The 22,518-nt window shown below is 68.8% G+C and carries 17 protein-coding genes; 9 read left to right on the top strand and 8 right to left on the bottom strand.

Annotated features, from left to right (window positions below; genetic code table 11):
- Positions 1-2: 2 nt before the first annotated feature.
- Positions 3-1,298 carry a hypothetical protein gene (locus tag P3T41_RS20540; RefSeq protein ID WP_280691423.1) on the bottom strand — a complete coding sequence of 432 codons (1,296 nt, stop codon included), beginning with the start codon at positions 1,296-1,298 and terminating at the stop codon, positions 3-5.
- Between the two features lie 19 nt (positions 1,299-1,317).
- Here P3T41_RS20540 and P3T41_RS20535 point away from each other — a divergent pair, with 19 nt between their 5' ends.
- Positions 1,318-1,620 carry a hypothetical protein gene (locus P3T41_RS20535; RefSeq protein ID WP_280691422.1) on the top strand — a complete coding sequence of 101 codons (303 nt, stop codon included), beginning with the start codon at positions 1,318-1,320 and terminating at the stop codon, positions 1,618-1,620.
- A gap of 220 nt (positions 1,621-1,840) precedes the next feature.
- Here P3T41_RS20535 and P3T41_RS20530 read toward each other — a convergent pair whose 3' ends face one another.
- The 4 genes from P3T41_RS20530 to P3T41_RS20515 all read right to left on the bottom strand — a co-directional run bounded on the left by P3T41_RS20530 (position 1,841) and on the right by P3T41_RS20515 (position 6,127).
- On the bottom strand, positions 1,841-2,257 hold the full coding sequence (locus tag P3T41_RS20530) for a hypothetical protein (protein ID WP_280691421.1): 417 nt from the start codon (positions 2,255-2,257) through the stop codon (positions 1,841-1,843).
- 727 nt (positions 2,258-2,984) lie between these two features.
- Complete coding sequence (locus P3T41_RS20525; RefSeq protein ID WP_280691420.1) at positions 2,985-3,827, bottom strand: phosphatase PAP2 family protein; 843 nt, start codon at positions 3,825-3,827, stop codon at positions 2,985-2,987.
- A 211-nt stretch (positions 3,828-4,038) separates the two neighbouring features.
- Positions 4,039-4,668, bottom strand: a complete 630-nt coding sequence (locus tag P3T41_RS20520; protein ID WP_280691419.1) for an exosortase/archaeosortase family protein — start codon at positions 4,666-4,668, stop codon at positions 4,039-4,041.
- Between the two features lie 100 nt (positions 4,669-4,768).
- The gene (locus P3T41_RS20515; RefSeq protein ID WP_280691418.1) at positions 4,769-6,127 is read right to left on the bottom strand and encodes a glycosyltransferase family 2 protein; all 1,359 of its coding nucleotides are present in this window, start codon (positions 6,125-6,127) and stop codon (positions 4,769-4,771) included.
- A gap of 778 nt (positions 6,128-6,905) precedes the next feature.
- Here P3T41_RS20515 and P3T41_RS20510 point away from each other — a divergent pair.
- The 5 genes from P3T41_RS20510 to P3T41_RS20490 all read left to right on the top strand — a co-directional run bounded on the left by P3T41_RS20510 (position 6,906) and on the right by P3T41_RS20490 (position 16,642).
- On the top strand, positions 6,906-7,169 hold the full coding sequence (locus P3T41_RS20510; RefSeq protein WP_280691417.1) for a hypothetical protein: 264 nt from the start codon (positions 6,906-6,908) through the stop codon (positions 7,167-7,169).
- A gap of 2,179 nt (positions 7,170-9,348) precedes the next feature.
- Positions 9,349-11,814, top strand: coding sequence for a LuxR C-terminal-related transcriptional regulator (locus P3T41_RS20505; protein ID WP_280691416.1), 2,466 nt, complete (start codon positions 9,349-9,351; stop codon positions 11,812-11,814).
- A 1,084-nt stretch (positions 11,815-12,898) separates the two neighbouring features.
- The gene (locus tag P3T41_RS20500) at positions 12,899-13,765 is read left to right on the top strand and encodes a hypothetical protein (protein ID WP_280691415.1); all 867 of its coding nucleotides are present in this window, start codon (positions 12,899-12,901) and stop codon (positions 13,763-13,765) included.
- A 306-nt stretch (positions 13,766-14,071) separates the two neighbouring features.
- Complete coding sequence (locus tag P3T41_RS20495; RefSeq protein ID WP_280691414.1) at positions 14,072-15,634, top strand: hypothetical protein; 1,563 nt, start codon at positions 14,072-14,074, stop codon at positions 15,632-15,634.
- Positions 15,635-15,655: 21 nt separating this feature from the next.
- Entirely contained in the window at positions 15,656-16,642 is a 987-nt protein-coding gene (locus tag P3T41_RS20490) for an SPFH domain-containing protein (RefSeq protein WP_280691413.1), read from the top strand.
- A 26-nt stretch (positions 16,643-16,668) separates the two neighbouring features.
- Here the strand turns inward: P3T41_RS20490 and P3T41_RS20485 are convergent, their stop codons facing one another.
- Entirely contained in the window at positions 16,669-17,622 is a 954-nt protein-coding gene (locus tag P3T41_RS20485; protein WP_280691412.1) for an aldo/keto reductase, read from the bottom strand.
- Between the two features lie 340 nt (positions 17,623-17,962).
- Between P3T41_RS20485 and P3T41_RS20480 the strand changes: the two genes are divergently transcribed.
- The 3 genes from P3T41_RS20480 (at position 17,963) to P3T41_RS20470 (ending at position 20,180) form a co-directional block, all read left to right on the top strand.
- Positions 17,963-18,208, top strand: coding sequence for a chaplin (locus P3T41_RS20480; RefSeq protein WP_280691482.1), 246 nt, complete (start codon positions 17,963-17,965; stop codon positions 18,206-18,208).
- Between the two features lie 389 nt (positions 18,209-18,597).
- Entirely contained in the window at positions 18,598-19,143 is a 546-nt protein-coding gene (locus tag P3T41_RS20475; protein ID WP_280691411.1) for a hypothetical protein, read from the top strand.
- Positions 19,144-19,748: 605 nt separating this feature from the next.
- Positions 19,749-20,180 carry a subtilase-type protease inhibitor gene (locus tag P3T41_RS20470; RefSeq protein WP_280691410.1) on the top strand — a complete coding sequence of 144 codons (432 nt, stop codon included), beginning with the start codon at positions 19,749-19,751 and terminating at the stop codon, positions 20,178-20,180.
- Between the two features lie 184 nt (positions 20,181-20,364).
- Here P3T41_RS20470 and P3T41_RS20465 read toward each other — a convergent pair whose 3' ends face one another.
- Together P3T41_RS20465 and P3T41_RS20460 are read right to left on the bottom strand one after the other, a co-directional pair.
- Positions 20,365-21,882 carry an LCP family protein gene (locus tag P3T41_RS20465; RefSeq protein ID WP_280691409.1) on the bottom strand — a complete coding sequence of 506 codons (1,518 nt, stop codon included), beginning with the start codon at positions 21,880-21,882 and terminating at the stop codon, positions 20,365-20,367.
- Complete coding sequence (locus tag P3T41_RS20460) at positions 21,875-22,414, bottom strand: DUF6542 domain-containing protein (RefSeq protein ID WP_280691408.1); 540 nt, start codon at positions 22,412-22,414, stop codon at positions 21,875-21,877. Before P3T41_RS20460 ends, P3T41_RS20465 begins: the two co-directional genes overlap by 8 nt.
- Positions 22,415-22,518: the final 104 nt, after the last annotated feature.

The following is a 22,518-nucleotide window of genomic DNA, read 5'->3' as shown; positions in this document are numbered from 1 at the left end:
CCTCACTCGCTTCCGGGAAGACCACTGGTGGCCGAGTTCGCCAGATTGCTGGCCCCTTGCGCAACCGTCATGGCAGCGGTCAACGCGGCGAGGGGGAGGAAGGCCGCCGAGCCGGCCTTACTAGCGGTTTTCGCGGCACTGGCTCCGGCACTCGGCCCCCCGCCCCCGCCCCCGCCAGTGCCCCCGCCAGTGCCGCCGCCCTCGTGGTGCCCGCCCCCTGCGCCCGAGGACAACTCCTGGGCGTAGCTGACCTGGGCGTTGCCGGCCAGGGAGCTGACCTGTCCGGTGATCGCCCCGGCCACGGCCGCGCCGGCGTGGGCGCCGATCTCCTCGCCGCCACCCGGCAGCAGGGGCGCGTATTTCATCAAGCTCATCGGCGCCAGGGCGATGATCAGCAGCGCGATGGTCACCATCAGAAGTTTCACCAGGCTGGTGAACTCGCCGGACGTGGCCGCGCTCGGCTGGGCCAACTTCGCGACCGCGCTGGCGCTGGTGCCGGTGCCGGTGCCAGGACTGGCGCTAGTGGAATTGGCATGAATGAACGCCGCCATCGATCCCAGGAGGAAGAACAGCAGGGGCTTTCCGAAGGCGGCCCCGATCCAGATGTAGGGAAGCTTGATCGCCCGCGCACGCAGCTCCGGATCGATCATCATGACGAATGCGATAGCCATCACCGTGCCGGTCATCCACAGGGCGATGGACAGGACAGCGAGCTGCAGGATGACGGCGATGCAGACGACGAGAAGAATGATGAGGACGATGATGAGGGCTATGACCAGAGAAGGGACGCCAGTGAGCGGGTCGCCGTAGGAGCTGACGCCTTCAGCTCCTGCGATCATCCCGGTGATATCGGTATAGAGATAGCCGTAATTTGTAGTCTCGAAACGAATCACGTCATTGGTCAGGGCGTTGGCACCCTTTTCCAGAACGACGCCTATGGCGGGGCCGGATCCCCACATCAGGATAGTGATCGGAAGGTAGTGGAACAGGCTATCAAACGTCTGGTGCGAACGTTCGGGGTAGCGGGCGTGCCGATAGAACACGCGCATCAGAATGATGACAAGGACGAAGAGCGAAATCCCCAGGCCGAAGTCGTACTGCGCGATGAATCCCTGGTCTGCGGGGTTGAAGGCGGTGGCCTGGGATGCTCCATTCTGGAGGTAGGTCAGAAAAGATGCGATCGGACCGGAGAGGGTCGTCACTGCTCCGTTGGCGATACAACCAGCGAGATTCAGGGTGAAGCAGGTAGGGCTGATGAGCTGGCCGAAGAACGCCTGCAGGGCGCCCTGCAGAGACATCTGCAGGGCGCAAGGGCTAATGCTGATGCTGGCCCCGTTGGAGTTGCCGCCGCCACCGCTGCTACTGGGGCTGGGGCTGGGGTTGCTGAGGCTGTTGCTGGGGCTGTTGCTGGGGCAGCTGAGGATGCCGTTGATGGAGTTGCTGCTGGGGCTGCTGCTGGCTTTCGTGCTGCTGCTGGGCGTCGCGCTGGGGCTGGATAGCGCGAGGGCGGCGGACTGGTCGGCTGCCCTTGGTGGAACGGGTATGGCACTTGGTGAAGCGGACGCCGACGGGGCTGCGCTAGGCCCCGCGGGCACACCCGCCTGCAGGGCCTGGAGTTGATGTTCGATAGCGCTGGTGGAGCTTGACGCCGTCTGCGCGGTCCGTCCCGCAGCGGCACCCGGAGATGCGACGAGCACCAGGGCGAGGACGGTTGACAGGGCCAGGAGAAGGGCGATCGTCCGACGGATGCGCCGGAGGTGCAGAGCCTTCAGCCTCATGAAATCGTCCTTTTCATTGCTCGCGACGGGTGCGGCTGCCAGGTTTCACCTGTCCTCAATCACTACGACCAACCAGAACTACCGGTCAGAGTTGCGATGGTTGCGATGATGACCGGGATCAGGCCGAGGCCGACCAGGGCGATCAGTGCGTGCTTGATGTCCTTCGCGGCTTCGGTGACCTTCTCGGCGTAGCCCTGCTGGCGTGCTGAGGCGTATTGCAGGAAGGCCTTGCCCAGATAGCCGATGCAGCCGAGGAGGACGAGGAAGTACAGGATTCCGATGATGCCTGCCACCGCAGTGGTAAAAGACCCGAAGTTGCTGACGTTAGGCGCTATGCAACTCGCAGAGAAACCGTTGCTGCAGTCGTTTGAGCTGCCGGGCTGGTTGCCTTTGCTGCCTTTGGCGAGCAGGTTGCTGGAGCCGTGGATCACTGCGGTCGTGGTCGGGCTGTAGGCCAGGGTTGTCAGTGTCGCTAACATGGGGGGCCGCCTTGCTGTCTCAGGTGTCGCTGCCGGGAGCGGGAGCGGGGGTGTCCGTGTCCTTGCGCCGTTGGAGAATGCGAGCCAATCTGTTCACTCGGGTGTGACCCGGGGCCAGTGGAGGGGCCGGAACGAGAATCAAGGCGGGCGGCGTGGACGGTGTGCCTTCGTCCTCCGACTCGGAGGCGGTGGACGCTGTCCCTTCGTCCTTAGGCTCGGAGGCCGGGGGCTCGGGCTGGTCTGCACCGGGGAGGATCAGCCATCGGCGCTCGTGCTGGTGGTACAGCCGCGAGAGGTGAGCCGACTCCTGAACCGTCGTGTGACGAGCGGCCGCGCGAAACAAGTCGTGGACCATTTCAACTCCCCTTTGCTAGGGATTTCCCTGCAATCGTCACAGCCCGCTTAGCGGGCAGGGACGGGGGAAGTCACGATCGGTCTACGTATGTTGAGCGGCCATACCCCTGGCGGTGCGGCGGGCGTTCAGCGCGTGGTGATCATGCGGGCCGGCAGGCCGGAGCGGTCGGCAGTGGCCGTGCGGGAACACGGCGAAGCTCGGTCAGGGGATGCAGCGGCTTGCCAAGTCGCCCTGAAAGAAGGGAGCTTCGGTGCGCCGGACCTCTGCCGCTGGCGGCCATGGCTCCTGCGGAGCTGTTGCGGGTGACTTCCCCTGTGCTGTCGTTCGTGGGCGATGCCATCGCGGCACGGCGTGCTGCTGATCGTGCGGATCTCAGTCGGCGCGCGGCAGTTCGGAGGTGTCCTTGCGGGCTGCCCCAGACTTGGTGAGAGCGCGCGCGGACAGCCTCTCGGCGACGGTCCTGGCCGGGTACATGAGGGTGAGGAGAAGCATGGCCACGATGCCGTCAGCCCAGAAGTGATTGGCCGTCACCACGACGACGACGAAGGTGGTCAAGGGGTGGAGCAGCAGCAGCCATCGCCACGGGCTTCGACTGATGTACACGCTGAGGAGGGCAGCCAGTCCCGCCCAGGCGACATGCACCGAGGGCATGGCGGACAGGCTGTCGGCCGCCAGCAGGTGTTTGAGCAGTGCGGTGCTGTAGATGGACTGGTGGTACTTGGCTCCCAGGTCGACGAATCCGTCACCACTGAGGAACCGCGGCGGGGCCACCGGGATGAGTTCGATGAGCAGGCATGCTCCGGTGACCATGACCAGGCTTGTCCTGGCCCACGGGTAGAAGCTGCGATGCCGGACGATGATCCACGCGAGGACAGCGCAGAAGACGGCGATGTGCATGACCTCGTAGTAGAGGTTGGCAGCCCGCACGAGCAGTGGGTGGGGGAGGATCCAGTGCTGCCATGATGCTTCGTTCGGCAGCCCGAGTCGTAGTTCGGTGTGGTGGATCCATTGGGCGCGTTGGATGGCCTCGTCAGCCCGCTCCGGTGCCAGGCTGCTGACGAAAAGCCACAGGCTGACCAGTGCGAACAGTACCCCGGTTTCGCGTAGGCCTGTTGCGGCCCGCTTCCACCCCATGCGATGGGCCCCGTAGGCCTCGAGGAGCACCGTCAGGGACAAAGCCCCGAGCAACTGCCAGGTGAAGTGCATGGTGTGCATGGAGATGACCGCCGGCCTGAGAGGGGGCGCCGGTGGTGCCCTGGAAGTGGATTGTCGGGCCCTGGCCTGTCGGTGCTTCCGCAACCCCGGAGCGTGTGGCCAGGTGTGCAGGGTCCGCACGGTGTGGCGACGGGTGCGCTGGGCCTTGCTCCCCCCTCGGGGTAGGGGAGCAAGGGCCGGCGCACCCGTCGCCACATGCCGTGACGGTGCGTCAGATCTGCGACTCCGCCGGGCTTCCGCTGGAGATACCTGGGCGGCTCATCTGCGGGCGGGGGCGTCGGCCCAGGATCTTGAACAGGACCAGGAAGCCGAGGGCGAATCCCGCCAGGGCGACCAGCGATCCGACGAACTTGTGGCTGATCTCGTATCCCGTCTGCATGCCCCAGGCGCGGATGAAGAGCAGGATCAGGGCGAGTCGCAGCTGGTTGGCCGCGATGATGATGACGCCGGCGGCGGCCAGGGCGGCTGTGATGCGTGCCAGGCTGATGCGCGTGCAGGCCATCAGGACGGTGCCGGCGGCCATCAGGGGGACGAGAAGGATGAGGACGGTGCACTCGGCGGTGATCTTCAGGCCGAGCGGTGCGCGGGTGCCGATGCCGACGTAGACGGTGTCGGCCGACGACTGGCTCCCGCCCGACATGACGGAGCCCATGAGGTCGGCGCAGACGCGGGCCTCCATGGAGCGGAAGTCCGCCTGGCGCAGGAGCAGCAGGAGGGTGGCGAGAGCCAGGAGCGCTCCCATCACCACATGCGGGACGCGTTGCGCGCGGGCGCCGGTGAGGCGGACCGCGGCGCGACGCACTGCGGTGAGGGGGGAGTGGCGCAGGGGGCTGGACGTCATGGGAACGCGGTCGCGGCGGCGGGTGGTCGCCGGTTGCCGCTCTCCTTTCGTGGCAGGGCGAACGGGCATGGAGCCCGGGGTGGTGAGAAGAGGTGTGTGGTCAAGCCTCCTTGGCGATGGGGCCGCTGACGACCCTCTCGGCGTTGCGGCGGGTCTTGGCCCAGCCGCTGCGGCCCAGCAGGAGGCGGATGAAGGCGTACACCACGGACACGTACATGTAGTAGACGTAGAGCCAGTGCGCCAGCCCCCATCCCAGCGAGGTGGTGAAGGTCGCCTCCGGTGCGCACTGTCGCCGGTAGATCGGTCCCCAGATCGCGAACGGCAGGACGCCGAGCAGGAGGAGCATGCCGATCAGCCACCAGGACTGCAGCAGCCAGGGCAGTGCGCTCTGCGGGCTCTCCAGGAACTGGCGCAGGATGGTGGCGAACACCACGGGCCACACGACGGCGCCGGCCAGCTGGATGAACGGCAGCAGCAGGAAGTAGCCCGCCTCGAGGACCCCGGCGCTGGAGAAGTGCTTGGACCGGACGATGGCCGGCAGGTAGCGGCAGCACTGCATGTTCCCCTGCGACCAGCGGGTGCGCTGGACGAGCAGGCGCCGCATCTGCGGCAGGCCTTCCTGGGAGACGTGCGTGTCGTGGACGTAACGGTTCTGGTAGCCGGCGAGCAGGATGTGCAGGCCCAGTTCGTAGTCCTCCAGGAGCGCTCCGTGCCAGGGGCGTTGCTGGGTGGCCGCGATGGTGTCCAGGACGGACAGCCGGGTGAACTGGCCGTTACCGCCAAGGCCGACCGAACCGGTGCGCGAGCGCAGCATCTGCATGGCGGCGATCGTGGTGCGGAACTCCAGGTCCTGCATGCGCACGAGCAGGCGGCAGAAGCTGTTGTAGAGGGGGCCCCGGTCCCAGCGGGGATGGGGCTCGTCGCGGTTGCGCATCCAGACGCTGATCTGGGCGCCGCCGACCGCCGGGTCGCCGAACACTTCAGGCGCTGCGACATAGTCCAGCGCGTCGGGGGCGAGTTGGCCGTCGGCGTCCAGCACGCCGACGATCACCTTGGAGCGGTCGGTGCCGGGAGGAAGGAAGCGATCCAGGCGCTCGTAGGCGGCGTTGAGAGCGTCGCCCTTTCCGGTGCGCGCGTCGGGCAGGATACGGCGCACGAGGTGGACACGCTCGTCGGCCAGGCCGTGCCGGGCCACGACATCCGCGGTGCCGTCCTCGCTGGCGTCGTCGATCACCCAGATGTGGCAGAAGGGGAAGGCCTCGCGGACGTTGCGCAGGGTACGGTCGATCACCGCCTCTTCGTCCCGGCACGGGACGAAGAGGTGCCACGCGAAGTCGCCGCTGCGCCCGGGCGCACTGGGTGAGCGCCGAAGGAACGGCAGGAGGATGGAGGCCAGGTAGCTGAGGAACAGTACGACCATGAAGACCGATGTGTCCTGGACCAGGCTCAGCCCTGTCAACGGATCACCCCCAGGAGCAGCCGACCGGCGGGCCTGACGGCGAGCGGACGAGGTGGACGGGCCCGCCGGGGGCGCCGTGCGCCCGGCAGTCGGTGACGTTCCGCGCCGCCGTGGGGAGCCGGCGGATTCGAGGTGGGCATGTGCGTATGCCTTTCAGGGGTTGCTCTGGTGCGGGACGTGTCTACGCGCGCCGGGCCCGAACCCACCTCACGGTCATGATCCCGCTCAGCAGCAGGACGACGGCGAGCAGCGCCATCATGGAATGGAAACCGGTCGCCGCGAGTGCTCCGGCGCCACCGACACCTTTTGCTCCGTACAAGGGAGCCCTCCTTAACGAACGTGGTTGGAGAGCAGCCGCCCCGGTGGACGGACTGCGAATCTGACGATGCGTTAGACGAGAAGGCGATAGACCCGGTGGCATGACGAGACGAGACGACGGGCGCCCCTGTAAGTGCGTGATCGTCACCCGGATGGCCGCAGAAAAGGGCATGGCAGGCGCTCCAGGGTTGTCGAGGGCCGCAAAGTCGAGCGCCTCGGGTTGCACTGCCGCGCGTTTCGGTGGCAGGGCTATTGCTTCGGAGGGCCGGTAGCCGATTGCCTCTCCGGGGAAGTACGTATTCCGGCACGCAAACTGTGTTCTGGGAAAAACGGGTCGATTAGGGTGCTAATGCGACTGCCTGGTTTTTGCTGCCCGGCAGAGCGCGTGGAACGCGGCCGGCGAAGGTCGGGTTCTCTCGGCGGCCGCCAACCGCGTTGTACGCACAGAAGGGTGCGCCCCATGGACGACCAACAGCGCTACGAATGGGCCCCGGATCTCTCCGCCGAGGCGGCGGCCTCGGCTGCCCGCCTGCGGGAGCATGAGGCGCAGATCGCCCGGCTCCACGAGGAACAGAGACTCGTGCAGGAAAGGGCGGAGAAGGAGCGCCAGCATCTCGCCCAAGTCCATGAGCGGAGACGAGCGGAGGAGATCGCTCGCCAGAACATGCTGAACGAAAGCCAGAAGCTCGAGAGCGAGAGGCAAGGGGGATGGCTGCGCATGTAGGCGGGCCCCACCAGAGCGCGCCGCGCGGACGGCCGAGGGCTCAGGACTGACCCGACACGCGACATCCTCGCGTCTGACAACCCAGCCAAGACCCCCACGTTCCTGTCGGAGTTGACCGAGGGTCTTCTCGGGCTGCCCGGAACACGGCTCGCACGGGAGGAGAGCGTCATACCGGCCCGAAAGCGGCCTCTTCCATGCAGGGGACCGTGCGCCGCGAGCGCACCGACCGGCAGGAAACCCCGGCGAACCCGGGCTCGGACGGCAGAAGGGCGGATCGGATGCGCTTGCGAGGCTATCGCGCGGCTTGCCTGCCCCAAGGTTCGCGCCCGCGCCTGGTCGACGACGATGCGAGGCCTGACTTCAGAAGTTGGGAGGCAGCATGAAGATCGTGGGGATCCGCGGCCCGGTGGGCCGGCGCAGTGTGCGGCTGCAGGCCGCGGCGTGGGCACTGGTCGCCGCAACCGCGTGGCTGGCGGCAACGACTCCGGGAGCGTTGGGCGGCACGGCCGCGCAGGCGGCGCCGGCCCACAAGCCGGCCCCGGCCGAGGGAAGCGGGATATCCGAGGGAAGCGCGATACCCGGGATATCCGGCATACCCGGCGGCTCGCCTCTGAGGATCGGCGCGGTTCCGCCCAGCGCGTTCGCCGTGCAGCCCCTGTTCGTGCAGCCCGTGCAGCCCGTGCAGACGGTGCAGGCCGCCTTCGGGACGACCGTGGACACCCGCATACCGGCCCTGGTGTTCGCCGCTTACCAACAGGCCGCGGTGAATGTCCAACTGGCCGACCCGACGTGTCACTTGTCGTGGCAGCTGCTCGCCGCGATCGGTCGCGTCGAGTCGGATCACGCCGACGGCGGCGAGGTGGACGCTTCCGGCCGCGCCACTCCGCCCATCATCGGACCAGCGCTGAACGGCACTTCAGGCTTCGCACTGGTTCCGGCCGTTGACGGCGGGCATTGGGACGGTGACAAGGTGTTCTCGCATGCGATCGGGCCGATGCAGTTCCTGCCCTCGACATGGAAGCAGTGGGGTGCCAGCGCCAACGGCACCGGGACCGGCGACCCCCAGAACGTCTTCGACGCTTCGCTGGCCGCGGGTCGTTACCTGTGCGCCGACAGGGTTGACCTGTCCACCTCCGAGGGCCTTCGCCAGGCCATCCTCGGATACAACCCCTCGCAGCAATACCTGCAGGCCGTCCTGACCTGGCAGCAGGCCTACCTGGGCAATCCCGTCAGGACGCTGCCTCCCGTCGTCGCACCGGCCCTTCTTCCCATCGCGCCCAGCTCCGCGAGCACCGGGCCCAGAGCGGTGACGACGCCGGCTCCATCAGCGGCCCCGCCCCGCCCGTCCGGCACTCCGGCTCTGCCCGCCACCACTTCCACCCCCTTCGCCCAGGCGGCACCGGCTGGGCCCACCGCACCCCCTGGGGCCATAGCCGCCCTACCGGCACCCGCCCCCTCCGTTGCCCTGGCGTCACCGGCTGGGCCCACCGCACCCGCTGGCGCCATAGCCGCCCTACCGGCTCCCGCCCCCTCCTCCATACCCGCGCCTTCACGGACCGTGGGGTCACGGCCGGCGTCGAGCACCGCCTCCGCGCCCACGCCACCCGCCACCTCCGCACCAAGCGCCGGCACGCCTCCCGGCGTCGCCCCCAGCGCGCCGCCCAGCTCCCCGCCAGCCGCCGCATGCACCAGGCCCGTTCCCAGCCCCTCCACCTCGAGCGCGACGCCGACATCCGCCTCCGCGTCCCGGCCCTCCAACGCCCCCACCACCGTGGCACCGGGCTCCGCCCTGGTCCTGGGCCAGTGCACCGGCGATCCACAGGTCCCGCCCACCCCGACTCCGAACCCGCCGGCTACGAGCACCCAGCGGTCCGCAACACCGGTACGCCCGGCGCCCGCACCCACCACCGAGTGCACCGTGCGCGCTCCTGGTTCTGGCACAGCCGCCTCCCCTGCCCCCGCGGCAGGCAGCCCCTCCGCCACGCCGCCGCCCACGATCTCCCCGGTACCCACCCCCGCTGCCTGCAGCCAGTCCGCCACGGCAACGCCCGTGCGGGCCGGCACGACACCCTCCCCCTCGTCGCACTGACGACACCGCGGACCGACCGAACCTCACCCGGCCCACGACGGCTGCGTCGAGCAAGCCGCTGCGCGGCTGCGAGCAAAGGAGACCACTGAGGTGGCCAAGGATCCCGACACCCCCGCCGCGGACACCCTGGAGGGTGGCTCGCAACCCGAGGGGCGAGCACGCGGGCAGGGCATCGAGCAGGGCAGCCGCCTGGCCATGACCGCCTTCATTGGCCGGCGCCAATTGCTGACCACTGCCCGCCGGATGCTCTCGGACAGCCGCCTGGTGACCTTCACCGGCCCGGCGGGCGTGGGCAAGACGAGGGTGGCCCTGAAGGTGGGCTCCGAACTGCGCAGGGCCTTCCCCGCGGGGGTCTTCCTGGTGGAGCTGGACGAGACGGCTGCCGAGGACGTCGCTGACGCCGTCTACGCCGCCCTGCTGGGCGAGGACGAGGGGGCCCGGGAGCCGGATCCGCTCTCCGCCGTGGCCGCGCGCGTGCACGGGCAGCAGTGCTTGCTGATTCTCGACACCTGCGATCACGTGGTCGAGGCGTGTGCGAGCCTGGCCCTGGACCTGCTGTCAGCCGTCCCGTACCTGCGATTGATCGTCACCAGCAGGCAGCCGCTGGGCATCGCGGGGGAGAACATGGTCCCCGTCCCGCCGATGGCCCTGCCCCCACCAGGCCCCCTGTCACGGGAGATGCTCGTCCAGTTCGACGCCCTCGCCTTCTTCGTTGAGCGCGCCACGGCGTACCAGCCGGACTTCGACATCGACTCCTGCGACCTGGACACCATCGTCGAACTGTGCCGGAGCCTGGACGGCCTGCCACTTGCCCTGGAACTCGCCGCGGCCCGCCTGCCCGTTCTGACGGTGCGTCAGATCGTCCAGCGCCTCGACCAACGCTTCGAGCTGCTCGTGGCCAAGGGAGCCCACCTGTGCCCCCGCCACCGGTCCTTGCGCGCGGCGGTTCAGTGGAGCCACGATCTGTGCCTACCGGCGGAGCAACTGATGTGGGCGCGGCTGTCGGTGTTCACCGAGGGGTTCGAGCTCGAGACGGCGGAGGATGTCTGCTCGGGTGACCCGATCTCCCACGCCGAGGTCTTCGACTTGATCGCCGCTCTGGTGGAGAAGTCCGTCGTGGCGCGCGACGAGACGCAGGGCATCTCGCGCTACCGGCTGCTGAACACCGTGCGTCTGTACGGCCAGGAGAGACTGATCGAAGCGAACGAGGTCGAGCTCATGGCTGCCAAGCGCCGCACCTGGTGCCTGGCACTGGCCAAGGACATGGAACTGGGCTGGCTGGGCCCCGACCAGGCCGACTGGCGGGTGCGCCTGGAGGTGGAACACCGCAACATCATCGACACCCTGGAGTACTGCCTGGACAACAACACCGATCCCAGCGCGACCACCCGACTGGCTGCCGCGTTCTGGGAGCAGCGGTTGTACACGCCCTCGTTGACGCAGGGTCGAGCTTTCCTGGAGCGGGCACTGGCCCAGCCGGGCGCCACCAAAGCCGTTCAGGCCCGAGGCCACCGCGCCGGCGCCGTCCTGTCCCTCCTGCAAGGTGACTGGCGCGGTGCCCACCGGCACCTGGACACCTACGCCTTCCTGGCCTCCGAGCTCAGGGACCCGGCCGAAGACGCCCGATTGCAGTCCACGTTGGGGCTCGCGCACATCTTCGACGGTGAGTACCAGCGAGCGGCCAACCTTCTGCGGGAGTCCCTGACCACACACCGGCTCCTGGGGCAGAGGGAGGAACTCGCCCTCGCAAGCATGCGGCTGGCTGAATGCGAGGCCCTCGCCGGGCGCCCCCAGTCAACTGAGCACAGCCGCTTCCTCTTCGAGCAGCCGCCAAGCGCCTACTGGTTCCACTCCCATTCCCTCTACATCATGGCGCTGGTCCGCTATCACGCCGGTGCGCTCGATGAGGCGCGCCAGCTGCTGCAGGAAGCGATCCGCCTCACGTGGAGTTTCCAGGACCTATGGGGGCTGGCCATGTGCCTGGAGGTCTTCTGCTGGGTCGAGACGCGGCGCCATCCCGATGAACGCGCTGCGCAGTTGCTGGCCGTGGCCCAGTACGCCTGGCTGTCGGGGGGCGTCAACGTCGCCGGACTGCTCCATGTGACCGCCCACCGTGGACGGGCCATCGCAGCGCTCCAGGCCGCCCTGGCGCACGAGAAGTACAGCGCCGCCTCCGACATGGGTCAGGTGCGCAGCCTGGAATGGGGCGTGGGCCTGGCACTGGAACAGCTCGAGCCGCGGCCTCAGCAGCTGCCGGACACCGAGAAGCTGACCCCCCGGGAGCAGCAGGTCGCCACGCTGGTGGCCGCGGGCCTGACGAACAAGGAGATCGCCTCCCGGCTGGTGATCGCCCAACGGACCGCCGAGACCCATGTGGAGCACATCCTCGCCAAACTGGGCTTCACCTCACGTGCCCAGATCGCCACCTGGGTCACCCGCTACCACAAGGGCAGGGAGCAACAAGTGGCGAGAGGCGAGGACCCCTTCGAGATCCGCACAGGCAGGCCCGTGCAGCCCGGCGTGGCACACCAGCTCCCCCCAGGGAGCACCCGATGACACCGTCCCGCATCACGGTGGCACCGTCCTTCCCTCACCTCGCGCAATGACCTGGCCGGCTCACGTCATTCACCGGCCACAGGCTCCTCCTCCTAGGAGAGCCATGCGCTGACGACGGTAGACCAACCGATCAGGAGTACACACGATGGACAGACACCACCACCGGGCCAAGCGTTTCTTACCTCTTGCCACGCTGGTGGCACTGGCTCCAACCCTGGGCCTCGTGCTGGTCGCACCGGCGGCGCAGGCAAGCAGCGCCTCCGGCGAGCCGAGCAGCGTGCTCGAGTCGTCGGCCGCACCTGGCAGTGGCCATCCGCCGTCCCCCGACGCGCAGGCCGCTGTTGCCGAAGCCGAGCAGCAGCGAGCCCTCGCCAAGCTCTGCCTCCTCCAGCAGCAGCTGAGGCAGTCGCCCTCCAGCGACGAGACCATGACGGCGGCGCTGCTCGCGCGGATCGATCACGACCTTGCGGCACACCCGTGCCCGTCGCCCGCCGCCCCAGTGACCGCAACGGCACCAGCGCCTACGGCAGCGAAAGTGGCCGCACCGCCCTCGAAGCCCGCCCAGCCATCAGCGCCGGCCTCACCGTCGTCCATCGCGGATCCGGCCCCCTCCGCCGATGCGTCGGCGCCGGCCTCACCGTCGTCCGTCGCGGATCCGGCCCCCTCTGCCGATGCGTCGGCGCCGGCAGCCCCTTTGGAACAGCCTTCGGCGCCGGCCTCATCCTCGGCGGCGCCCGCGCCAACCGCGCCATCGCCAGGGCCGGCCGAACAGCTGTCACCGATCCCGGCGCCGGCCGTTCCCTCGCTCGAGGCCGGCGCCCTCGCCTCACTCGATCCCGGTGCCGCTCCCTCAGCGGAGGCCATTGCTGGCCCCGACGCTCCAGCGGAGCAGGTCATCGCCTCGGCGAACCCCTCGGTGGCCGCGCAGAGCCCGCTGCCATCGGCAGCGCCTACTACAGCTCCCGCGGTACCGCCCGCGGCGGTGCCCTCCGCAGCCCCGACCGCTGTGCCCCCCTCTCCCCCCGTCCCCCCCACTATGCCGACAGCACCGTCCACTTCGGCCACCACAGCGAACCCTCAGCCCATGCCCGGCGGGAGCAAGGCCACCAACGGCAGCGTCCTTGCGCGACCGGCACGGCCCCTGGTCTCCTTCGACCGGGCGGTGGTGATGCGCCGCGCGGAGGACTGGGTCCGCGAACAGGTCCCCTACAGCCAGACCAAGTGGTGGACCGACGCCAACGGCACCTACCGCCAGGACTGCTCCGGCTACGTGTCCATGGCCTGGGGACTCGATCCCGCGGCGAACGACTGGACCGGCTCCCTGCCGACCGTCGCGTACAAGATCCCCAACTCGTGGCTGCAGCCGGGCGACATCCTGCTGTCCAAGGAGCACGTGGTCCTCTTTGCAGGATGGGCCGATCCGCTGCGCCGCACGTTCAACCTCTTCGAAGAGGCCCACACCGGTACCACGGCACGCTACGTCACGGGCGCCTCACTGCAGGATTTCAGCGACGGCGGCTTCCTGGCATACCGCTACGAGGGCGCCTCGGCCGTGTTGCTGCCGTACTCGCCCTTCACTTCGGGCACGGCCGCTGGGACGGCGCCGACCATGGCGCCGTTCGGCACCCCGCCTCCCATGATGTTCCCCCTCACCCCTACGCCTCCCGCAACGTCCCCCCTCGCGGCTAAGCCTGCCGCACCGGGAACTTCACTCCTCCCGTCCAGCCCGCCGAAGACGCCCTTCGCGCGTCCCCAGAGCGCCGTCGAGCAGAAGCCGGAGTATGCGGCTGCGCAGCTGGTGCGCGACGACGTTGCGAACAAGCCCGGCGACGACCGATCGGAGTTGGACACCGCCCTGCTCCTGGCGGTGGCCGCGCTCTGCGGCGGAAACGCCTACCGGGTTCTCGCCGGCAGAGCGCGTCGAGGCACCGGGTCGGCGAATCGTCGGTGATTTCGGGGGATGCCCCGATTACCGTGCCCCCTGCGGTTGCCAGACTTTTGGCCACGATGGAGCCACCATAGGGGCGGTCGCGCGCGGAGCCATGACACATCCCCTCCCACTACTCCGGGGAGGGGCCCCGCACAGCCGCTCCCGCCTTCGAAGCTGGCCGGTGCGTGCTCGTCACGGTGCCGAATTGCCCAGGGCCGGGCCCGCCTTGGAATCGGGAGCACCCTGGGCAAGCGTGCCGGAGGTTCGACAGGCTGTGCGCTGCGTCGCGGCCGCAGGGGACCTCGTCGGCGTGGGTTTCCTGCACCGGTGAGCGTATTCGACGGCGCCCTGGCGTCACGATCTGGAAAGCACGTCATGTCATGGAATGAACAGCAGAGGCGGCGGGAGCTCCGGGAGCTCGAGGAGCGCCGCGTGACGCAGCATCGGCTGGAGCAGCAGCGAGAGCGGGAACAGCTCCACCAGCACGAGTTGAGAAGACGCGAGCACGAGGAACTTCAAAGGGAGGGAGCTCGCAGGCGCCACGAGGAGGCAGCGCGCCAGGAGACAGCTCGCCTGGAGGCGCAACGCGATCAGGAGGAGCGCTTTCGCCTGAGCGAGGAGCGGACACGACGGCGCCACGGCGGGTATGACGGCGAGCGCGGGTACGGCTACTACGGCGACACCTATGACGGGAGCGAGGGCTACGGCTACCCGGACGATGGCTACGGCGGTGGGTATTCGGGCATGGGGGCCTGGGCCTACCGGCAGATGCGGGAGCAACGCCACGCCGAACAGCCGGAGTTGTTCAGGCAGGAGCAGCACAAGCAGGAGCTGTTCCGGCAGGAACAATGGGAGCAGCAGCAGCTCCTGGAGCAGGAGGAGCGGCTACAGCGGTTCTTGAACGCCCAGAGCCAGGAGGGCGGCCTGAGCGAGGAGTGGGAGCGCAGAGCCACCCAGTTGCAGCGGGAGATCTCTCAGCGGCAGGCGCAGCTGGACCAGGACGCCGCCCTGCCCGGCGCCTCGTCTGAGCGCAGCTATGACGGATATCTGCTCGAAGCGGTGCCGCAGTTCGCCGCACCTCCGGACCCCCTGGGCCTGCCGGATCCCAATCAGTTCACCCCCGTGCCCCTCGTGGTGGACATCGAGCGCGCGCCGCAGATGCTCTCCACGGACCGGAGGTCCGCGCCGCAGGACTCGCAGAATACGGCGGAGAACTGGAACCAGGAAGAGCAGCTCAGGATCCAGAGGGCCGCGGCCGGGCTGGACGTCCTGGACGAAGAGGACCGCCGGCAGCACGATATCGGGCGCCGCAGGTCGCCCGACAGAAGAGTGAGCGAGGCGGAGGCGGAGAGCAGGAAGGCCGAGCAGATGGCCGCCGAGGCCGAAAGCGCCCAGCGGGAGGAGGCCGCGCGTGCCCGGCGGGAGGAACTGGAGGAGTCCGTACGCCAGCAGCGCCTGGCGGAGACATTCTGGGGCGAGGCGGCGCAGAAGATCGGGCAGAAGAAGGAGGCCGTGCGCCTGGCCGAGCAGGAGGCCGCCGCCAGGGATCTGGATCGGCAGGAGAAGGAGATGTGGCTGAAGGAGAACGCTCTGCGGGAGGAGGCCGAGCAGATCCGCGCGAACCTGCAACGCCAGCTCGCCGACCTCGAGAACGAACTCCGTCTGCTGCTCAACGCGCTCGAACTGGAGCGGCCGGGCTCCGACATGCACGGCAAACTCGAGCAGAAGGTGCATGAGCGGGAAGAGGCCAGAGGCGTCCTCGAAAGTGAACTCGAGCAGTGGAGCCGCCCGATTCCCGACAGGCAGTCCCTGGAACTCCAACTGATGGGCGGGCAGTCCCAGGACGACACCCGGGCCTCGGCCGGCACCGGAGCCCCCGACGCCGACTGACCGCGACAGAAGGGCAAGCCTGTGGAACCGTTTCTCATCCCGTTCATCGTCTTGCTCGTGGTGGCGGTCGGCGTGCTGTTCAGGGCAATCCGCGTGGTTCCGCAGGCGAGTGCGGTGATCGTGGAGCGGTTCGGCCGATACACCCGCACGCTGAACGCGGGCCTGCACCTTCTCACGCCGTTCATGGACAACGTCCGCAACCGGATCGACCTGCGTGAGCAGGTGGTGCCGTTCCCACCGCAGCCGGTGATCACCCAGGACAACCTGGTGGTGAACATCGACACCGTCATCTACTACCAGGTGACCGACGCCCGAGCGGCCACCTACGAGGTGGCCAGTTTCATCCAGGCCATCGAGCAGCTCACGGTCACCACGTTGCGCAACATCATCGGCTCGATGGACCTGGAGTTCACCCTGACTTCCCGTGAGGTGATCAACGCGGGGCTGCGCGGGGTGCTGGACGAGGCCACCGGCAAGTGGGGGATCCGGGTCAACCGGGTCGAGCTGAAGGCGATCGATCCGCCGACCTCCATCCAGGACTCGATGGAGAAGCAGATGCGTGCCGAGCGGGACAAGCGCGCGGCCGTGCTCACCGCCGAGGGCCAGCGGCAGGCGGCGATCCTGCGCGCCGAGGGTGAGAAGCAGGCCGCGGTGCTCAGTGCCGAAGGTGAGGCGCAGGCCGCGGTGCTCAAGGCCGATGGTGAGGCGGCGGCGATCCGCACCGTCTTCGAGGCGATCCACGACGGCGAGGTGGACCAGAAGTTGCTCGCCTACCAGTACCTGCAGACGCTGCCGCAGCTGGCCCAGGGCGACGCCAACAAGCTCTGGATCATCCCCAATGAGGTGGGTGATGCGCTCAGGGGCATCGGCGCCGCCTTCGGCACGATGGCCGACGCCCCCCCGCCCGCCGCCCGGCTGCCGGTGTCGGGCGGCAGCCCGCCCGACACACCAAGTGGTGACCATCGCGCCATCGAGCCCGAGCCCGAGCCCGAGCCCGAGCCCGAGTGAGAGCGTGAGGCCGTGGCCTGTCTTCCTCACGCGCAGTTCGGCAACACCGTGCCCTCCTCCATGGCCCAGTCGAGAGCGCACAACTGATCCAGAGTCAGAGGAACATTGACTGCGTCGACATCCTCTTCGAGGTGGTCGACGCGTGTGGTCCCCGGGATCGGCACGATGTCCTCGCCCTGGGCCAGCAGCCAGGCCAGGGCCAGTTGAACAGGCGTGCACCCCGCGTTCTGGGCCGCGCTGCTCACCCGGGTGGCGAGCCGCAGGTTGAGTTCCAGGTTCGCCGCGCGCAGCCGGCCATCCTCGTCCCGGCTGCCGCCTGCGGCCAGCTCCTGCCAGTTGGTGACCGCCCCAGTGAGGACGCCACGCCCCAGCGGTGAGTGCGCCACGATGCCTACGCCCAGTTCCCGGGCCGCTGACATCACCTCCAGCACCGATCGCTGCTCCCACAGGGAGAACTCGCTCTGCACAGCAGCGATCGGATGGACGGCGCAGGCGGTGCGCAGCCCTGCCGCAGTGGCCTGCGACAAGCCCAGGTGGCGGACCTTGCCCTGGGTGACCAGCTCGGCCATGGCGTGGACGATGTCCTCGATGAAGGCGCCGTGGGGTTCGTGGTAGTAGAACAGGTCGATGGCTTCCACGTTGAGCCGGCGCAGACTCGCCTCGCACGCGAGCCGCGGATGTGTCATCACGAGGCCGAGCGCCGGTGAACCGCCAGGCCGAAAGCTGAACTTGGTCGTGATCACCGCTTGATCGCGCCGGTCGGCCACCGCCTTGCCGATCAGTTTCTCGTTGTGGCCCGCCCCGTAGCCCTCGGAGGTGTCCAGCAGGTTGATGCCCAGCTCCAGGGCGCGCTGGATGGTCGCGATCGACTCCTGCTCATCGCGGCGCCCGTCCTGGCTCGACATCCCCATGCAACCCAGCCCGAGGGCGGAGACCTCAGGGCCGCCCAGGCCCAGCCGGCGTGTCTTCATCGCGGACATGTCTTCACTCCTTTTTCCAATCAGAGAGGGGGACTGCGCGGAGACCGTCGGCCACCCTGAAGCGCAAGTCGTGTCGAAACCGATGCGATCGGGGTGAGAAGGCTGGCGGGTGCTCGTCTCTCGGTTGAAGAGGCCCTGCGGCGGCCCTCATGACGTCCGGTGCCACGCCTTGGGCGGCAAGGCCGGCCGCTGGTACTTCGATCGAACGACAACGCGCCGACATGCGGACCAACGGGCATCAGGCCCGGGGGGCAGGGCCGTCAGAAAGCGTGAGGGCGGCGCCCTCCGGATGCCACAGACACAGTGGGGTCCGAATACGAATGGAGCAGTCATGAAGACGATTCTCAGGACCGTGGCACTGTCGGCGGGTGCGGCGGGCATGTTCGTGTTTGCCGGCGCCGGCCTCGCGGCCGCCGACGCGCAGGCCGACGGGCTGGCGTCGAACTCGCCCGGCATCCTCTCCGGCAACGTGATCCAGGTGCCCATCCACCTTCCGATCAACGCGTGCGGCAACTCGGTCGACATCATCGGCTTGCTCAACCCGGCCCTCGGTAACACCTGTGTCAACGGCGCCGCCGCGTCCTGAGGGAGCCGTGGGCACAGGTCGTCTTCCCCAAAGCGCCGATCACGGGCTTTCGGCTGTCGACCGCCTCCTGCTTGCCCCTGTCGTCCCCGGCCGGGTTCCCCTGGACGAACTAAGCCCTGCCCCGCAGCGTCATCGGCCGGCACCGGAGCGCTCTTCTTCCTATGGAGGGCCCGCAACCGGTCAGTGCAAGACACCCGGGGACGCCTCTGTGACAGGTCCTTGCGCTCGCGAACCGTCGGCTCCGCTCAGGAAGTTCCGGCAGGCATGATCTCGCCCTGAAAACGGTGATTCAGACCGGAGCTGCCTTGGCTTCACAACGGCAGCCGCAGACAGGTGAGAATCAGAATTTCCGAGCGCACACGTGCAATGAAAAGAAAAGGAAGGCGCAAATGTCCAAGCTGATCAAGCGGGGCTTGCTGGGCCTGGCAACGACTGCCATGGCTGCCTCGGCGGTCGTCGCCGGCTCCGGGAACGCCATGGCTTCCAACGGGGACTGGGGTTTCTCCTACACGGGAAACTTCCAGGCGGCTCACGGCGTCACCGGCGTAGACCCCGCCCATGGCGCAACGCTGAACTGCCTCACGCAGCCTGGCTGCACCTACACCCCCGGCATGACCTTCGTCGCCACCGCGGTCACGGGAGGCACGTTCGCACTGCCCGGAGGTAGCGCTCCCTTCCAGGTGGTCGACGCCTTGGGGAACTTCGGAGCGGTGGCGGGAACCTGTGTCGGCACCACCGTAGTCACCTGCACCGTGTCCTCGACGGGAAACGCTCCGGTCAACGGCGGACTTCGCATCAACGCCAACTACACCCTCACCGTGCCGACCTACGTCCCCATCGGAGCGGTGGCAGTCGACTACACCTGGCACGACCCCTCGGGCATGGCCCAGAACAACGACAGCAACGACCACTTCTACACCTACGTGGCGCCCTGACCCGCACTCGCAGTACAGAGCGGATGATTCCCGCAGCTCCACCCGGCCCGCCCCCACGCTCCGGCTCGACGGTACTTGACGACACCTGGCACGACCCCTCGGGGACGGCCCAGAACGTCGAGAGCAACGACCACATCTCCAGCTGAATGGCGAACCGGCCGGTCAATAGTGCACAGCGGCACCGGTACTGCCGGACGGCCCAGGGTTAAGGCCCTGAGCCGTCCGGCAGTTCGCATGTGCGGGGCCTGGCGGGCGGTGGCCGGGACTCCTCGCTCCGGCGGATAGCGGCGCGACGCGACCTGGGCGGTGGGTTCCGGCCGTAGTCGGGTGTCCGGTTCGATGCGGTGGCGTTGCCGCGAACGGGCTCGGTGGTGTGCGAGCGGCGGCGGACAGGGGGGCTGTGCTCCCGGGTGGGGCCGCACGGTTCTCGTGGGGCCCCACCCGCACAGAGGCCGCGAGCCAGGAAGCCTCAAAGCCAGCCGTTTGGCATGCACAAACCATGCCCAGTTGCTGTAGGCCCGGGCTGCGCGCCGAGGGCGGAGGTGCCATTGTCTCCACCGGCACCGTCCGACCGTTCGGTTGCCCCCGACGACAAAGGAGTAGCCATGGGTCGCTTCGTCTCACTGCCGGCTGCCGCAACCGCTCTGGCCGCCGTGGCCTGCACGGTCGCACTGGCCGGACCCCAGGCGCAGGCCGCCGCCCCCTCAGCGGGCCAGTCCGCGCCCTCGGTCCTGGTCATGACCGTGACGGAGGGCGCCTGGAACCCGCAGGCCCCGGTCGATCGCGCGGTCGACCTGCGCTGCGCCCCGGTCCCCGGAGGTGACCACCCGGCAGCTGCGGCCAGCTGCGCCAGTCTGCGCGTCACCGACGGTTCGATCAGCGCCCAGCCCACCCTCCAGACCTTCTGCGCCGATACCTACCAGCCGGTGACCGTCACGGCCCAGGGGATCTGGCAGGGGCAGCCGATCTCCTACCTGCACACCTTCCCCAACCGCTGCATGCTGCACCGTGCCACCGGCGAACTGTTCGACTTCTGACCGCCGCTCCACCCCCATGTGCCTTGCGATGATCTCCCGGCGATGAGCGGGCCAGGCTGGGCCGGCCGAGCACGCGACCCGTGCCGGCAGTGCCCGCAGGACGGTCACACCCCCTGTCCTGCCAGACTCAGTCAGCTGGGGCGCCGAGCCTCACCGGCCCAGGCGCCCGCGCGGTCGCCAGAGCTCAATTGACACACGGGATTCCGCCCATCGTGACCGGTGGGCCCTGCATGGCAGGCATCGAGGCCGACGAAGGCGCGCCAGGGTCGTCCTCGACACCGGCGGGCGGGCTGTAGTTGCTCCCGAGAGTGACCACGATGTGCCCGGCCACCACCCGCGAGGAGGGCTCGGCGGCGGCCCCGTAGCGGGCGGCGATGTCCTTGGCGCCCTCCTGCGCGCCGGAACCGTAGGCCACGGTGGTCCTCGAGCGCGGGCTAGCGGTGCCGACCCGCCCGCCTTGGTAGCCCGCCGCCACCAGGGCTTGGGACTCCCGCGAGGCGGCCCCGGCAACAGCGGAGGCGTTGTAGACGTCCACTGTGTCCGAGGTGGTGCGGGTGATGGGCGCGGTGGTCGGCGCAGCCGTGGGGGAGGCGCCGACCACCGGCGCGGAAGCGGGGGCACGGCCGAAGAGCCCGCGCACGATCTCCTGGACCTGAGCGGTGTCAACGGTGTTGACGTCCTCCTTGCCGATGGTGGCAAAGCCGGTGATCGGCAAGGTGTTGAACTCGACGTTACCGCCGGTCAGGTCACTCGCCCGCAGGGCGAAGTCCAGGACGTCCCACCGGTTGTCGATGACCACGTCCTTCTTCATGACGCCGAGCAGCGACTGCATCCTGTTCAGATCGTTGAAGACACCCTCGTGCTTGAGCTTGTCCTCGACCGAGGCGAGGAACGCCTGCTGGCGGTGGGTTCGATCCAGGTCGCCGTCGGCGAGGTTGTGCCGCTGGCGGACGAAGGCGAGCGCCTGGGAAGCGTTGAGGGTGTTGAGGCCGGCGTGGCCCAAGAAGCCGGAGCCCTGACCCTGCACGGCCGGGTCACTGGTGGCATGGTTCAGGCAGACCTGGATGGGGCCAAGGGCCTTGGCGATGTCGTAGAAGCCGAGCAGGTTGACCTCGGCGAAGTGGTCGATCGGGATCCCGAGAAAGTTCTGCACAGTGGCCAGCGTCGCCTCCCGGCCCGCCTCCCGGCTCTGTTGCTCCAGCTGTCCCTGGTCCAGGCCTGTGTCGGCGAGCCGGTCCTCGGCGGCAGCCTTGGCGTAGCCGTAGGCCTCCTTGATCTTGTGCTTCCTGCCGTCGGCACCGTAGGTCCGGACGTAGTCGTCGCGCGGAATGGACAGCGCGCTGACCTTGCCGCCGCCTGCCGGGATGTGCAGCACGATCAGGGTGTTGGTGTTGTACCCGCCTACCTCACTGCTGGCGCCGGCGTGCAGCTCGTCCTGGACGAACTGCGGCGGCAGATCATTGCCGTCCATGTCCTTGCGGCTGTCCAGGCCGATCAGCAGCACGTTCACCGAACTGTCCAGAGGCATCGCCGTGCTGCTGCGGGCGTGGTCCAGGGCGTTGGAGGTGCTCAGCCCGGCGGCCAGCGAATGGTATTCGTACCAGCCTAAGCCGCTGGTGGCGAGCACCGCCAGACCGCTGCCGCAGGCGAGCAGGCGCCCGGCGGCGGCCAGCACCCCCAGGCGCACGCCACGCTCAGCCACGGCGCCTCCTTCCGCCGTGCGCCAGCCGCACGACCACGACTGCCGCGGCGCAGCTGAGCGCCATCACCATCACGGGAAATCCGGTGACGCTCCATCGCAGCGCACTGACGGCTAGTGCCTTGGAGTTCTGGTACCCGGCGGGATCGCTGAGCGCGGTGCCGAGGGCCGACGCGGCCAGTACGACGGTTGGCGTCACCGGCATGACCCACCACCAGTCCGAGCGGTTGGCCATGGCAGCCGCACAGGCCGCACCGAGGGCGGTGGAGAAGGTGAAGGCCATGCCCAGCCCCGGGCCGGTCGCCTCGTCGACGCACACGCCGATCAGCGGCAGCCCGAGTAATAACAGGGCGACTGTGGCGGCGTGGCGCCGGGATCCGGCCGGCGGGTGTCGCTGGTGCGGCCCGCGGCCACTGCCGCCCGGTGCCTGCTGGCCCTCGGATCCCTCAACTCCCGCACGCGCGGGGGGAACAGTCCGGTCCCGCCACATTTCAAGCTCCTCGTCGGGCGCGAACGCCCACTGCTGCTCTGCCATGCGCTTGCCTCACAGGTCGGCCGGAAAGGGTCCGGAGATCTCGGGTCCGGCGGTCCGCTCGACGGGGCTGTCCCCACAGCCACGAAGATGGGTGCGGACGTCAA

It is taken from the genome of Kitasatospora sp. GAS204B, assembly GCF_029892155.1.
Taxonomy (GTDB): domain Bacteria; phylum Actinomycetota; class Actinomycetes; order Streptomycetales; family Streptomycetaceae; genus Kitasatospora.
The sequence above is the reverse complement of the archived record's forward strand: the minus strand, read 5'-3'. Positions and strand labels throughout refer to the sequence as shown.